The organism is Bacillus pacificus (assembly GCF_020861345.1).
GTDB lineage: Bacteria > Bacillota > Bacilli > Bacillales > Bacillaceae_G > Bacillus_A > Bacillus_A pacificus.
The window spans coordinates 4,844,293-4,859,432 of sequence record NZ_CP086328.1 but is presented as its reverse complement, the minus strand read 5'-3'; the positions used below and the strand labels follow the sequence as shown (position 1 = coordinate 4,859,432).

Annotated in this window: 13 protein-coding genes; 9 read left to right on the top strand and 4 right to left on the bottom strand. The window is 33.7% G+C overall.

The genetic code is table 11. The annotated features are described in order from the left end of the window. Positions 1-80: 80 nt before the first annotated feature. From LMD38_RS24965 to LMD38_RS24950, 4 genes are all read left to right on the top strand, one after another. On the top strand, positions 81-917 hold the full coding sequence (locus LMD38_RS24965) for a YitT family protein (RefSeq protein WP_000248047.1): 837 nt from the start codon (positions 81-83) through the stop codon (positions 915-917). Between the two features lie 139 nt (positions 918-1,056). After that, the gene (locus tag LMD38_RS24960; RefSeq protein ID WP_000728419.1) at positions 1,057-1,413 is read left to right on the top strand and encodes a YxeA family protein; all 357 of its coding nucleotides are present in this window, start codon (positions 1,057-1,059) and stop codon (positions 1,411-1,413) included. 744 nt (positions 1,414-2,157) lie between these two features. Continuing rightward, complete coding sequence (locus LMD38_RS24955) at positions 2,158-2,955, top strand: TatD family hydrolase (protein WP_061183218.1); 798 nt, start codon at positions 2,158-2,160, stop codon at positions 2,953-2,955. Positions 2,956-3,168: 213 nt separating this feature from the next. Beyond that, positions 3,169-4,674 carry a DL-endopeptidase inhibitor IseA family protein gene (locus LMD38_RS24950; RefSeq protein ID WP_142238303.1) on the top strand — a complete coding sequence of 502 codons (1,506 nt, stop codon included), beginning with the start codon at positions 3,169-3,171 and terminating at the stop codon, positions 4,672-4,674. 34 nt (positions 4,675-4,708) lie between these two features. Here LMD38_RS24950 and LMD38_RS24945 read toward each other — a convergent pair whose 3' ends face one another. Beyond that, the gene (locus LMD38_RS24945; RefSeq protein ID WP_073530333.1) at positions 4,709-6,358 is read right to left on the bottom strand and encodes a DUF2334 domain-containing protein; all 1,650 of its coding nucleotides are present in this window, start codon (positions 6,356-6,358) and stop codon (positions 4,709-4,711) included. A gap of 250 nt (positions 6,359-6,608) precedes the next feature. Here LMD38_RS24945 and LMD38_RS24940 point away from each other — a divergent pair, with 250 nt between their 5' ends. Continuing rightward, the gene (locus LMD38_RS24940) at positions 6,609-7,142 is read left to right on the top strand and encodes a transglycosylase SLT domain-containing protein (protein ID WP_000713259.1); all 534 of its coding nucleotides are present in this window, start codon (positions 6,609-6,611) and stop codon (positions 7,140-7,142) included. A gap of 11 nt (positions 7,143-7,153) precedes the next feature. Here the strand turns inward: LMD38_RS24940 and LMD38_RS24935 are convergent, their stop codons facing one another. Together LMD38_RS24935 and LMD38_RS24930 are read right to left on the bottom strand one after the other, a co-directional pair. After that, on the bottom strand, positions 7,154-7,948 hold the full coding sequence (locus LMD38_RS24935; protein ID WP_073530332.1) for a DUF4931 domain-containing protein: 795 nt from the start codon (positions 7,946-7,948) through the stop codon (positions 7,154-7,156). Between the two features lie 134 nt (positions 7,949-8,082). Beyond that, a complete protein-coding gene (locus LMD38_RS24930) occupies positions 8,083-8,211 on the bottom strand; it encodes a hypothetical protein (protein WP_003266122.1) in 129 nt (42 codons plus the stop codon). Between the two features lie 419 nt (positions 8,212-8,630). Here LMD38_RS24930 and LMD38_RS24925 point away from each other — a divergent pair, with 419 nt between their 5' ends. Beyond that, entirely contained in the window at positions 8,631-8,765 is a 135-nt protein-coding gene (locus LMD38_RS24925) for an RAxF-45 family protein (RefSeq protein ID WP_000830641.1), read from the top strand. A 124-nt stretch (positions 8,766-8,889) separates the two neighbouring features. Continuing rightward, the gene (gene abc-f, locus LMD38_RS24920; RefSeq protein ID WP_016716286.1) at positions 8,890-10,770 is read left to right on the top strand and encodes a ribosomal protection-like ABC-F family protein; all 1,881 of its coding nucleotides are present in this window, start codon (positions 8,890-8,892) and stop codon (positions 10,768-10,770) included. Between the two features lie 244 nt (positions 10,771-11,014). On the opposite strand, the gene LMD38_RS24915 is transcribed toward abc-f, so the two are convergent. Then, on the bottom strand, positions 11,015-11,212 hold the full coding sequence (locus tag LMD38_RS24915) for a hypothetical protein (RefSeq protein ID WP_016716287.1): 198 nt from the start codon (positions 11,210-11,212) through the stop codon (positions 11,015-11,017). A 237-nt stretch (positions 11,213-11,449) separates the two neighbouring features. On the opposite strand from LMD38_RS24915, the gene LMD38_RS24910 reads away from it, so the two are divergent. Together LMD38_RS24910 and LMD38_RS24905 are read left to right on the top strand one after the other, a co-directional pair. Beyond that, positions 11,450-13,153 (top strand): ABC transporter substrate-binding protein, encoded by a 1,704-nt coding sequence (locus tag LMD38_RS24910; RefSeq protein ID WP_061183215.1) that lies wholly within the window; start codon positions 11,450-11,452, stop codon positions 13,151-13,153. A 238-nt stretch (positions 13,154-13,391) separates the two neighbouring features. Then, entirely contained in the window at positions 13,392-15,119 is a 1,728-nt protein-coding gene (locus LMD38_RS24905) for an ABC transporter substrate-binding protein (protein ID WP_061183214.1), read from the top strand. The last annotated feature ends 21 nt before the right edge of the window (positions 15,120-15,140 follow it).

Sequence of the window (15,140 nt, the reverse complement as noted above, 5' to 3'; positions counted from 1 at the left end):
AGGAAAAATGCTGAATAAAAACAACTTCTAAACCTCTAGGAGATAGTGATACAATGTCAAATGGGGGGAGGGTATGAACTATGGTTAATCAACGTATAAAGGAAATAACACTAATTACAATTGGTTCATTATTATTCGCAATTGGTATTAATTACTTTGCAATTCCAAACCGTCTATCAGAGGGTGGAATTATTGGTTTAACGGTTGTTACGTACTATTTATTTGATTGGTCGCCGGGGATTGTGAATTTTGCTATAAATGCAATTTTACTAGCTGTTGGTTATAAATTTTTTGATAAGAAAACGATGGTTTATACAATTTTAGGGATTGTAGAAACATCTTTGTTTTTATATGTTACGGAACATATTGAGTACCATGTAAATAGTGATACGTTATTAGCGGCACTATTTGCTGGTGTATTTGTCGGTATCGGATTAGGCTGTATGTTCAAAGCTGGAGGTACATCAGGGGGATCGGCAATTTTAGCACGGTTAGCAAATCAATATTTAGGTTGGAGTGTCGGAAAAGGTGTACTTATTATTGATATCGTTGTAATTGCTGGTTCTGTATTTATAATAGGGCAAGAAAAAGCGATGTACACACTTGTTGCAGTATTCATCGGAGCGAAAGTAATTGATTTTATTGTAGAAGGAATGGACACAAAAACGGCTGTTACAATTATTTCAAATCAACCAGAGTTAATACGTGAGGCTATTACGAAAAACATGACACGCGGCGTTACTGTATTAGAAGGGCGCGGCGGATATACTGGTAAAAATAAAGAAGTTTTATATGTTGTTATTAATAAACAAGAGCTTGTTAAGTTAAAGCAAGTTATTAGTCGAGTAGATGACGATGCTTTCGTCGTTATCCATGATGTACGTGATGTACTTGGCGGAGGCTTTAAAGCGAGCTAAAAGGTGAACGAGTAAATTCGTTCACCTTTTTTTAATTCTTACAAAAATGTAAGTGTAATGTAATGAGATTCAATAGTAGATTGTATTCCTTCTTTTTAAAATGGATGTATATATATCCTGCAGAGGAGGAATGTTTATTATGAAGAAAAAAATGATCACTACTATAATAGCGATGATAGTCATAGTAATAATGTTACTACCTACGAAACTTGGACCGGTTATCGATAAATATAATCCATTTTATAAGACGAAAGAATACTATACGGTTGTGAATACAATTGGTCAGCATATTGGCGATGAGTGGTATGAATATGAATTTATTGCATTTGACGAACGTGGAAGAGAACAAAAAATAAAGAAGACTGTTAAGCATATGTTAAAGAGAGATGAAACATTAAAAGTGTACGCAAAAGGACGCTACGGCGAGTCAATTGAAGAAATTGAAGCTGTAAATATTCCCATTAATGCAAAGAGTAAACTTTTAGCGATGAGATAGCGAATTATACCCCCACCTATTTTTTGTCGAAAATAAAAATACTGGGTAGGGGTATTTTGATGTGTACAAAAAAGCCTTGGTCCATATGGACTAAGGCTTTTTTTAATATATAAAGGGGAAGGGGGTACATTGTAGTAGCATGAGTGAAAGGTATAAGAAGAGTAGCTACTAGCAATGTAATTTGGTTATGTGAGTGTTCTTCTTATTTGGCTTACTTGCTAACTTTATTGTACGAGATGTCAGTAAGAGAAACTATCGAATTACATTACACATAGCTTACAAACATGTAAGTATTCTGTAATGTAATTCGATGGTTAAAAGATAGTGAATTTTATATAGTGTAATTAGAAAGTCTCACTGTATTACTTTCTGTTTGTAATATGAATGAAGAATGAAAAACCAACTACTTTTTAATAGCCTCATCTGTATGGAGATGAGGCCCTTTTTATAAACCTTACAACATTGTAAGGTTTACGTAAGTTAATTCGATAGTAAATTTGTCATATTTTTTGCATAATAGATACAAATAGATAAAAATAATTAGGGATATAGTAAGAAGGGAGAAGAGTGGGATGCGTAAAGAAGAAGTAGTGAAGTTTCCAATTAAAGATTTCTGTAGCTACTTTACTGTTGCCGTAGTATGTATTGGATTATTTGATATCATAACAAACTTAATTGTTAAATAATATAGATGACAAAACAAGAAGGGAGATCCTTTCTTGTTTTTTTTATGGGGGAATAAAGGTGAAGTGGATTGATAGTCATATACATGTTGACCAATATAAGGATGAAGAGAAAAGTAAATTACTTAAAGATGTGGAGCATAGTAAAGAGATAAAGGGGCTTATTGCAGTATCTATGAATTATCAATCAAGTAAAGAAACTTTATCCTTAGCAAAGCGATATCCTTTTGTACATCCAGCAATAGGTTTTCATCCGGAGCAACCGATTCATAAAGAAGAATGTGAGAAAATTTATAAATTAATTGAAGAGCATGTAGAGGATATAGTTGCGATTGGTGAAGTTGGCTTACCGTATTATTTAAGAAAAGAAGATGAGCGCATTGCTGTCAATTCGTATATATCAGTGTTACAACGGTTTGTTGAACTAGCTAGTAAATATGATTTACCAATTATATTGCATGCAGTGTATGAAGATGCTGATATTGTATGTGATTTATTGGAGAAATATAAAGTTTCGCGTGCACACTTTCACTGGTTTAAAGGAAGTGAAACAACAATGAAACGTATGATGAGGAACGGTTATTATATTTCTATTACACCAGATGTTTTACATAAGGATAAGATTAGAAAAATTGTTTCGTATTATCCTCTTGAATATATGATGGTAGAAACAGATGGACCGTGGGAGTTTCAAGACGATGTTATGACGCATCCGGGAATGATTAGAGAGGTACTAAAGGAAATTAGTGTTATAAAAAACATGTCTGTTGATAAGGTTATGAAAACGATATATGAAAATACGATTCAATTTTACCCCACATTAACGGGCAATAAGACTCCCACCTCAAAATTCGACTAATGCGGAGGAGTTAGGTGGGAGATCAACTGCCCGTAAAAGCCTGATTGGTTCAACTAATAACCAGTGGGGGATGGACAAAACCCCACTAATTAAAGTTTTACTTTATTTAAAAGGATAGGAGAGTTATTCTTATCCTTTTTATTATGGATATTTTTTCTAATATTTTCTATAATTTATGATGTGTTTAATTTGATGAAGGAAGTAGGGAAGAAAATGGGGAGAGCATATAAAAAAATAGCTATTACAATGATGATCGGTACACTTTCACTTGCAGCGTTTGGATGTGAAGTAGAAAAAAAGGCTATCAATTCAAACGTAACACAAGAAAATAAAGAAGAACAAATTGATCCAGTAGTTGAAAAACAGATGAAAGAAAATGAGAAAAATGGCAATACGGTTGGAAACAGTTCTAATAAAGGGAAGATGGCAGAGAGTGATGGATGGGTTTACTATGCAGTAAATGGTAATGAAAATACAGGAGGCATTTATCGTACGAAAGATCAATTTCAGACTTCGGAACGTGTAGTGGAAGGTGTAAATGCTTCTTACATAAATATAAAAAACAAGGTTTTATATTTTATTCATACGGATGAAGATAAGAATGCGGGATTATCTTCTTTAATGAAGTATGATATATCTAACAAAAAGCTAGACACGTTAAAAGCGGATACAAATTATGTTTATATAAAAGACCAAACTTTATTTTATCCGAAAAAATATTCTGAGCATGGTGGTTTTGATATTGTAGGGATTGTAAAAATGGATTTGAAAACGGGACAGGAAGAAGAAGCGGCATTTAAAAATTCTGGTTGGTCTCAAACGATAGATGATAGTATTCTACATTGGAATAAAAATCGTGGAACACAAGTTACAAAAGATAATAAAACTTGGTCAAAAGAAAATTATGCAACAATATCTAGTGCTACATATGATAATGAAAAATTATATGCTGTTGTCGACTTTTCGTTACCTTTTGAAACAAATGAAGCTGAGCATGGCATATATGAAATAGACGTTCAACAAAATAATGAAAAGTTATTGGTAAAGGATGCCTTGCAGATGAATGTGAAAGGGGACACTTTTTATTATATAAAAAAGGATGGAGTATATAAGAAGAGAATGAATGGAGGAAATGAAAAAGTAATTTATAATAAAGCGGTTGAACCAACTAAATCTTATTTATATTTTGTAGCAGGAGATATGTACCTCTATACGGATAATGGCACTATCATGAATCTAGATACAAAGAAATCAAATGAAGTAAAAGATAAGAAATTAGCAGATGATGTTATGTTACAGAAAGTATGGAATGCACAGAAGGAACTTACTAATGTTCAAATGGCTGCACTAACAGGAAATCCAAAACGAGTAGGGGATTTTTCATACGGGGAATTAGTGACCCCTATTTATAATACGAAGGATAATTTAGAGACTACGCTATCTACGTATTTCTCAAAATCATTTATAGCAGAGTATATGAAGAGTAAGTATATGAAAGAGTTAAATGGAAAAATGTACTATGCTATTGGAGATCCAGGATCAAAAGCAGCAACTAAATTTACAAAAATTATTTCTGCCGAGTTAAAGGATGGAAAAATAAAAGCGCAGGTAGAAACGTATAATGACTATGATAATGTAACGGAAAAAGTGGAAGTTGAATTTATTTATGAAAATAATCAATGGGTTATTAATAATATGCCGCGTTTTGGTTTAAGTTAAAAAACCACCAAGCATTTTGCTTGGTGGTTTTATTTTAGGATTCTAATTTTTTTGCACGTCTTAATAACAATAGAAAGACAATGATGAAGAAACCAAGTATAAGGAAGAATCCATATTGTTTTACATAATCCATTACGTCGCTTGCGCTCGTTGGTTTTTCAACGTGAATGCCATCTTTATTAGTAGTAATATGAATATCCTTCATTTTCACTTCATTTGTTTCTTTTTGTAAATCAATCCATTCTATATTTGGAATACTTTCTAGATCCTTTAGTACTTCTTTTAATGGTTTCACACCTAAGTAAGGATGATAGAATGCACCGATAATGCCGTCAGATAGTTTTGCAACAGATACAGCACGTTCTTTCATTTTAGCGATAGCATGTGGCTTATCTTCTTCAATAAATCCAACTGTTTCAGGCATTAATTTCATGCCATGTAAAAAGGATGGGGTACTTGTATAAAATGGTGAGTGCATGGATTTCCAAGTTGTATCACTTAACTGTAGTTGTCCTACATAAGTTGAAAAGTATCTTGATAGTATTTCATATCCTTTTTGAGACATCGTGTAATGTGGTGCTTCAAATGCGACAGGATATAATTTGGCATCTACAAGTTCTTGAATGCCTTTTTCAATATGATCAGTTGTATATTTTTCTTCAAATTCTTCCCCTTTTTTTACGTATGCATTATAGGCATCTATAGTAGGAAAGTCATTTTTTGATTTTGGTTGTTCATGATTTGGTTGACGAATTGGCTGGTCTGTTTTTACGTCCCAAAATTCAAAACCTTCACCGGTTTCACTATCATAAAATTGGTGAGTATAACCATGCATAATAATTGCTGCACCATCGTCTTGCATAGAGCGTAAAAGATCGACTAGTTCGGGTTTATCTTTTAAATGTACTGTCTTTCCTGTATCAGGATCTTTATATACTGGTATGACTGTCATCATGTAGGGGATCTTTTTCTCTTTTAGTAATTCAGCAATTTCTTTTAATTGATTTATATCTGCGGCTGGATGAACGTCTTCAAGACGTAAATAAGCTTCTACTTTATTTGTCGTTGGTTTTTGTCCAAAGTAAGAAAATAGCATTTCACCGACGTAATGAGAAATCCAGTCAAAGAGATTTGGTGTTGCAACGTAGTAAGATGTTTCATGTTGAACGATTAGTGGGTTCTTGTTATTTGAGCTTAAAGCGTTAGCAAGAATAGTTCCGTTTGTATCAAAAGATTGAATCAAACGTTCTTCTTCTAGAGTGTTTTTTAATTTATTACTTGGATATTCGATTTTATTAGTTCGTATATCATTATCCTTTAGGGTAATGAATGAAAAGCGATTAGATAATTGTTCAACATTTTGCCCTAAAACTAATACTGGACCTGAGAAATTTTCTATAAGTTGTTTTGCTTCAGTAGGAAACTCTTCTTTTTGTTCACCGATATAGACGATATGTGTATAAGAAGATGAATTAGTAATTTCATGAGCCTTGTTTAAACTTTTCGTAGTTATATCGTTTGTAAAATGTCCTAATTGAGTGTTAAGAATTTGAATATTATTTGTAATTTTATCTTCTTTTGTACTATATAAAACAAGTACTTTTGGTTTTGATGACGTTTGTGCAAAGGTGTGGATAGGGATAAGAAGTAAAATACTGAACAAGAGTATTATGCACTTTTTCATTCGGTCTGCTCCTATTCTATATGTAGAGTTCAATTTACAATTATATACAAGAAATACGTTGTAGTCTATGGAAGTTACATTTTTGCACGTATTTACCAGCTGTTTTTTCACAAAATCGGTCTAAAGCATGATGATAATATGTATAGTTATTTGCTATGATAAAAGAGTAAGAGAATGATAGAATGTGGGTAATTGTAAAGGGAAGAAGGCTGAAAGGGGACAAATTTCAGCGGAGAAAGAGGTAGAGGTAGTGAAGAAATTCTTTGTAGGATTTTTAGTTGTTCTTGGAGTGTACTTATATTTCCAAGGAAAGTCTGAAGGAATGGGCAAATTAGTAAATGAGACAAGCTATGTTGACTCAGAAGAAGCAAAACAGATGAAACAAATTATTATAGAGGAAGCAAAGAAAGTCAATCTTCCAGAATGGATACCTCTTACAATTGCCGAACATGAAAGTCGATTAAATCCAAGAAGTGTTGGAGATAACGGAACTTCATTCGGATTGTTTCAATTGCATCGCGGTGGTGGACTTGCACCGGATCATTTAACTGATGACGAGCTGAAAGATCCACGTACAAATGCGCAAATTGCAATGCCGCATTTAATGAAAGGATATAAGCGCGGGGTGCAAAAAGGTTTGACGGATTTTGCGTTATTAAAATATATAGCAAATACATCTGGATGGCCAGGGAATTTAGGGCCAGAGTGGACGGATAATAACATGAAGTATAACATCGGATTAGAAGATGTGTACTATCGAAATAAAGGTGTAATTAAAGAGTAGGTTTTTGATACCTACTCTATTTTTTTATGGATAATCGCGTCGTTTTGTTTTGTGAAATACGCTGCTAGTTGTATTTTTACGTCTTCTAGTTTTGTGGAAACTTGCGGTATTTTATATCCTACATATAACGGTGAAACGACAAATCTAGGAACAACTTTACAAATGATTTTTTCGTTTAAGTAATAGAAGAATAAGTTATAACTACTACATCCTTTATGGAAATCTGTCAGTATGTAACGTACAGTTTGCTGAATATAATTTGCTAGTTCATCTATGCATCCAATATCTTCAATAATGATATTAAATTCAGTAAAACCGATAATGGGACGATCTGAAATGTTGAGTTCAATGTGTTCGTTCTTTTGTACAATTACTCCTTGGAAATTGTCCTGTTCTACGTTATCGAGGTAGTTTACATATTTCATTCCAATAATCTGCATGTGTGCATGATGCAAACTTCCACCTGAGAATGGACCATGATTTTTGTATAAAATTACAGATGTGAATTCTTCATTCTTCTGTAAGTTTAACCAATGTTTAATGGAGAAACGGATTAACGATCGCATATGTTCTTCTGTATATGTCGCAATATGATCTTCACAATTATCTGTTTCGATTAGCACCGTTTGAAATGTATCTTTTAATGTAGGAAATTTGTTTTTTAGCCAAATAATTGAGCCTTCAGTTGCTAAAATATCCGTTAAATTTTCTCTGTCACAAAAAGGACATGCAGCGCTTCTATTCCGGATGCTTTCTGGTTTTTGTTTGCCGATATCGTTTAAAAAGTATAGTTGTTGTGTATCCATTTGTATATATGCCCCTTTAAAATATGTGTAAAAATCCCGCTTAATACATTCGGGAAAAGAAGAGGAAAATCCTTTAAAGGGAATAGGAAAAATAAAAGACAAGATATCCTCATTAAGATAGGGTACCTTGTCTTTTATTTTTTCTTTAATAATGTGTATGGATAATATAGATCGTTTTTATTGTGCTTCTTTTTTCTATTTTTTATTGTGTAAAAGGCAATTGCTGTACTTGCGATTACAATAATGGCTTTCTTCATATTCATTTACCCCTTTTTATTGTTGGTTTAATTCTTGGCTAACTGCTTTTGCATCAACTAAAGCGTGTAAAATCATTTTTACCATGTTCATCATATTCTTTCACTCCTTTTTATAGTTCGTTTAGTTCTTTTACAACTGCTTGTCCGTTCACTAATACCTCAAAGATTGCTTTTACGATTTCCTTCATCATGATTGTTTCCTCCTTTTGGTGTCTCTTTTGTTTACATCTTTATTGTATAGGGAGGCATCTTTTCGTACTATCGCTTTCCATTACGTGAACATAACAGTTTTGTAAGATTTGATGTCACTTATCGAAATGTTTAGTCTATCTTCATTATTTTCAGAAAAATGACTATTCAAACATGGAATGGGAAAGTATAATAAAGAAGTAAGTATTAAATTCCGTACGAAAGAGGTGAATGAGATGAAACGTTCTTTAGCTGCACGTGCCAAATTTTTAGATTTTATCTATTTTTGTCGTGCGATTTTTCATGATGTAGTTGTTAACGGGATACGTCTGCCCTTTTTTAACAATTGCATAGTAGCTATAGAACGATAGAAATCTCTTCACCCATTTTTAATAAACGTGTGAAAAGGGAGCTATTTAGCTTCCTTTTTCTATGCCGAAAACCATGGGGAGTGTTTCTTCCCCATGGTTTTTTATATTGAAAGGAGTACGGAAAATGACAATTTGTAGTGTAAATAATGTAACGAAATCTTTTGGTGGAAACATCATATTTGAAAATATATCGCTTGAAATAAAGAATGGTGAACGTGTTGGATTAGTTGGTCGTAACGGTAGTGGAAAGACAACAATCTTTCAGCTTTTAACTGGAATGGAAAGTTTGGATGCAGGTGCCATTCATATAAAGAAAGGTACACGTATTGGGCATGTAGCACAAATTCCGAAATTTGATGAAAGTATGACTGTATATGAAGTATTGAGTTCCGCTTTTAAAATAGAAAAGGAATTAGAAAGAGAAATGCGTACTTTAGAAAAACATATGGCGGAAGAACAGGAATCTTCTGTTTTACAAAAATTAATGGAGAGATACGGAATCATCCAAGAAAAGTTTGCGTTTCTTGGTGGTTATGAAATCGAAGCGAACATTATGAAGGTAGCAAATGGTTTACAGGTGACAGAACTATTCCATCGATCATTTCTGGAGCTAAGTGGTGGGGAGCAAACAAAAGTAAGCCTTGCATACATGCTGTTGCAGAAACCAGATTTACTTTTATTAGATGAACCAACCAATCATTTAGATTTATTTGCAGTCGAATGGTTAGAGCAATTTTTAAAAGAATACAACGGAACAGTTATGGTTATTTCACATGATCGCTATTTTCTTGATGAAGTTGTAAAGAAGATTTTTGATTTAGAAGATGGAGAGATTCACGTGTATCATACAAACTATTCTCAGTTTGTTGAGGAAAAGGAAGAAAGGTTGCTTCAGGAGTTTCAGGCTTATCAAGAACAGCAAAAGAAAATAAAGAAAATGAAAGAAGCAATTAAGCGACTACGTGAATGGGCAAATCAGGCGAATCCTCCAAATGAAGGATTGCATAAGAGAGCAAGAAGTATGGAACGTGCACTGGAACGTATGGAAAAACTAAAGAAACCTATTTTAGAACGAAAACAAATGGGACTTCAGTTTGAAGGGCAAGAGAGAAGTGGAAAAGATGTTGTTGTAATGAAAGAAGTGAGTAAAAGATTTGCGGAACATCTTTTATTTAACGAAGCAAATTTACATGTTCGTTTTCAAGAGCGTGCAGCTATCGTTGGTCGTAATGGTACAGGAAAGACAACGCTATTAAAGTTATTATTAGAAGAAATAGAACCAGACGCTGGAGAAATTCGAATTGGAAGTAGTGTGAAAATCGGTTATTTATCCCAGCATGCGTACGGAAATATGAAGAGTAATGTATTGGAGGCTTTCAGGGAATGTGTAGCTGTAACAGAGGGAGAAGCGAGACATATATTAGCTAAGTTTTTATTTTATGGTCCAGCGGTGTTTAAGAAAGTAACGCAACTGAGCGGTGGAGAAAAAATGAGGTTAAGACTTGCGCAACTTATGTATCAAGATATCAATTTTTTAATTTTAGATGAGCCAACAAATCATCTCGACATTGAATCAAGAGAAGTTTTAGAGGAAGCTCTTGAACAATATAATGGAACGATTTTAGCTGTTTCACATGATCGTTATTTTTTAAATAAGTTATTTGAAAAGACGTATTGGATTGATGAGTGTAAATTATTTGAGTTTGCAGGGAACTATGCATGGGCGCGTCAAAAGTGGGAGGAAAAGCTCGAGACGCAAGTGATAAAGCAGCGACGCCAAGGAAGAAAAAGTATGGAAACAGTCCCTGTAAAAAAGAAAGAAGTTAGGAATATTGAGGAGATTGAAACCGAGTTAATGCATGTTGAAGAAGATATATATACGCTTGAGTGTAAGATGGAACAAGTAGTTGATGTTGAAATGCTTGAACAATTGTATGAAGAAAAAACGAAGAAAGAGTTGTTACGAGCGGAGTTATATAATGAGTTAGAGAATATTGTGGAGTGAAAAATAAAAAGCGAATCCTTTCAGTTTTACTGAAGGGGTTCGCTTTTTATACTGCTGTTTTGCTTTAAGAGATAAATAAAAGTTGTGTTTCACGTGAAACAGTAAATTTGATAAATCTTTGTTTCGTAACTTGCATAGGTTGTGAAACATAAATAGTATTAGGAGCTTTTTAGATCGGTTAATTATTTCCCGAGACATAAGTATGTGTAACAGCAAAGCATGATTGAAAACAAAAAAAACAGAGTTACAGCTTTACACGCTGAACTCTGTTTTCTTGTTGTGTCGTATCTTCTCTTGTCGAAATGATAATAGCGATCCCGAGCATAATAAAAAAAGCTAAAAAGAGGACGAACTTTGGGAAGAATGGGAATAGTAATAGCGCCCCGACTATCATAATTGTTAATAATACGTAGTGCAGGACGTATTGGAATAGGTTGTCCATGTTTTCGCCCCCTTTTTGGTTATTGGTTATTAGTATTCTATGTTTCATACGGAACGAATAGAAGTGAATTTTTAATTTTTTAATAAGAAATAAAAGAGAACGGTTGACATATTTAAAGGAAAGGAATAATCTTGAAATTAATTCATACTATTTTTATAGGAATAATGAATATAGTTGTAGAAAGGAGTCCTATGTTCCTACATCGTTAAAAATTAAGAAGGTAAAGGTGATAGTGCAATGAAAAATGTTTTTAAAGGAGCAATTGCTACATTTTTGAGTGTATCAGTATTACTAGCCGGATGTGGTCAAGAAGAAGCGAGTACAAACGAAGCTGGGAACGTACCGAAAGTAAAAGATGAATTTATTCAGGCGAGCGACAAAGCAAAAAGTCCCGTAAAAGCAAAAGAAAGAAAAGATACTTTTGTAGTTGGAATGCCGAGTCCTGGAGGGATATTCCTTCCGCACTTTATGGAGAATGGATGGGATGGTAATATAACGCAAGCTATCTTTGCACCTCTTGTTGGACTCGATAAGGAAGGAAAACCAATTCCAATTTTAGCGAAGAAGTGGGATATTTCGGAGGATCAGCTTACATACACGTTCTATTTGAAAGATGGTTTAAAGTTTAGTGATGGATCACCACTAACTGCAGATGATGTAGCATTTACATTAACGCTATTACACGATCCAACTTATAGTGGAGCGACTGATATAAGTCAAACAGCAATAAAGGGTGGGCAAGCGTATAAAGAAGGAAAGGCAACCTTTATTGAGGGAATTCAAGTCATTGATCCGAAAACAATTACGATTACGACTGAAAAGGTAAATGCCCAAACACTATCATTAATCGGTGGAGAAGTTATATCTAAAGCTTATTACGGGAAAGAGTATAAGCAAGGACACTTGGAGTACTTAAAAGAGTTGTATGGGAAGCCGGTGGGAGCAGGAGCTTATAAGTTAGATAAATATATTCCTGGTCAAGAGGTTCGATTTGTAGCTAATGAAAATTATTTTGAAGGAAAACCGAAGATTGAGCACTTTATTTATAAAATTTCAAAAGGTGATACAAAGCTACAACAATTTCAAGCCGGGGAAGTAGATTATGATGGTTTTACGACAAATACGGAGACGATTGAACAGTTAAAGGATTTAGGTTTTGCCAATATTAATGTATATACAGGAAGCTCTTACGGCTACATTAAAATGAATTATAAGAAACCATACTTTAAAGATAAGCGTGTCCGCCAAGCATTTATTTACGGATTAGAGCGTCAAAAAGTTGTTGATACGTATTTCCAAGGTTATGCTTCACTCGTTAATGTACCGATTACGCCAGTTTCTTGGGCGTATACAGAAGAAGGTATTAATAAATATGAGTATAACTTAGAGAAAGCAAAGAAATTATTGGATGAGGCTGGATGGAAAGCTGGTTCAGATGGAATCCGCGAAAAAGATGGTCAAAAATTGAAGGTAAGTTATTTTGCTTCTTCTGCAAGTAAAATAAATGATGTAATGATCCCGGTGATGAAAGAGGATTATAAAAAGCTTGGTGTAGAGTTTAACCCAGAATATATGGACTTTAATACGATGATTTCAAAAGTGATAAAAGGTGATTATGATTTAGCAATGGTATCTACGCCAATGATTGATGATCCGAGTGGAACGATTGAAGAGTTTGTTTCAACAAGTAAACGAAACTATGATGGATACCATAATCCGAAAGTAGATGAATTAGCGAAGCAGGCACTAGAAACATTAGATATTGAAAAACGAAAAGAAATTTATAAAAAGTTGTACCAGGAGTTGAGTGAAGATCCGCCTGTAATCTTCTTAAATAATAGTAAAGTTGTGTCTGCACATCATGCACGCATTCAAGGATTACAAGAAGATAACTATAACGGTATCTTGTTAAGTTTACCTAAATTAAAGATAGAACAATAATTTTGAAAAAATTCTCAAAATATTTATTTAGAAAGAATTGACAAAATATAACGGACGATATAAGCTAATAACCATAAAGTCTACCGGAAAGGTCGGAATATGATTGTTACCCCTCAAAAACATCTATTTTTTTACGATTAAAACCGACTTTTCCGATTGGCTATAAATATGCTGTGGGAGGCATACATAAGCTAATAAGTTCAAAGGGTATCACTATTAAAAAGTTAGGGTGGGGACAATGAAGAAAAAGACAAAAAAATGGGCTGGTGTATTTTCGGTATTACTGAGTAGTTCGCTTGTGTTATCTGCTTGTGGGGGACAGGAAGAGACGGCTTCTACAGAGCCAGTTAAACAGCAGGATTTAAAAAATATAAAAATTGAAAAGATCGCTGCGACAGATAAAACGAAAGTGCCAGATAAAGCGAAGAATAGAAAAGATACGTTAGTAGTTGGGATTAACAAACCAGGAGGCGTATTTTTACCATATTTCCAACAAAATGGTTGGGACGGAAACGTAACTTCAGTTATTTTTGCATCTCTCATATCAACCGATAAACAAGGGAAACCAATTCCAGAATTAGCTGAGAAGTGGGACGTTTCTTCTGATCAGTTAACATATACATTCCATTTACGTAAAGATTTGAAATTTAGCGATGGCTCGCCATTAACAGCGGATGATGTAGCGTTTACATTGACGCTTTTACACGATAAGGCATATGAAGGCGAAGTGGACATCTCTCAATATGCAGTTAAAGGTGGTAAAGAATATAAAGAAGGAAAAGCAACTTCAATTGAAGGTATTCAAGTTGTCGATCCACAAACAATAAAAATTACGACTGAAAAGGTTAATTCACAAGCTATATTTGTTTTTGGTAACGCGGTACTATCAAAAGCTTATTACGGAAAAGATTACAAACAAAATACAAGTTTAGATTACTTAAAAGATCTATATGGTAAACCACTAGCTGCGGGTCCATATAAATTTGAAAAGTATATTCCAGGTCAAGAAGTTCGTTTTACAGCAAATGAAAATTACTATGCGGGTAAACCAAAAATTCAAAACTTCATTTATAAAATTACTTCTGGCGATACGAAGTTGCAGTTATTTCAAACAGGTGAGGTTGACCACACAGGCTTAGGTACTGGTGACGAAGTTCTTGAACAGGCTAAAGCTTTACAATTCGCAAATATCCAAATCGAAACAGCACCATCATTTAGTTATGTTTATATGAATCATAATAAGCCGTATTTAAAGGATAAAAAGGTTCGCCAAGCGCTTATCTACGGATTAGATCGTAAAAAATATGTTGATACAGCATACAAAGGATACGGTACGGTAGCGAATGTACCAATTCATCCGACTTCTTGGGCTTACACAGAAGAAGGCGTTAATAAATATGAGTATGACAAAGAAAAAGCGAAAAAGTTACTAGATGAAGCAGGGTGGAAAGTTGGTTCGGATGGAATTCGGGAAAAAGATGGTCAAAAATTAAAACTTTCGTATTTCGGTCCAAGTTCGGCTAAAGATAGTGATTTATTAATTCCAATTGCTAAAGAGAATTATAAAGAGATAGGTGTAGAATTTAACCCTGAATTCATGGACTTTAATACAATGCTTTCAAAAGTTAATAAAGGTGATTATGACTTAGCTTCTGTTTCAACACCGATTACAAGTGACCCAAGTGAAACAGCTGGTGAATATTTATCTAGTGCGAATGAGAAGAGTCTTGGTTATAAAAATGCAAAAGTAGATGAGTTAATTCAAAAAGGTATAGAAACGGTAGATATTGAAAAACGTAAACCAATCTATAAAGAACTTTATAAAGAATTAAGTGATGATCCACCAGTAATTCTCTTAAACTATCGCAGAACAATTACTGGTTATAACGGGAATATAAAAGGAATTGATCCTGAAAAATACAATAGTATTAGTGCAAACTTACCAGTATTATCATTTGAAAAATAACGAGAAGAATGTATAAGTAGA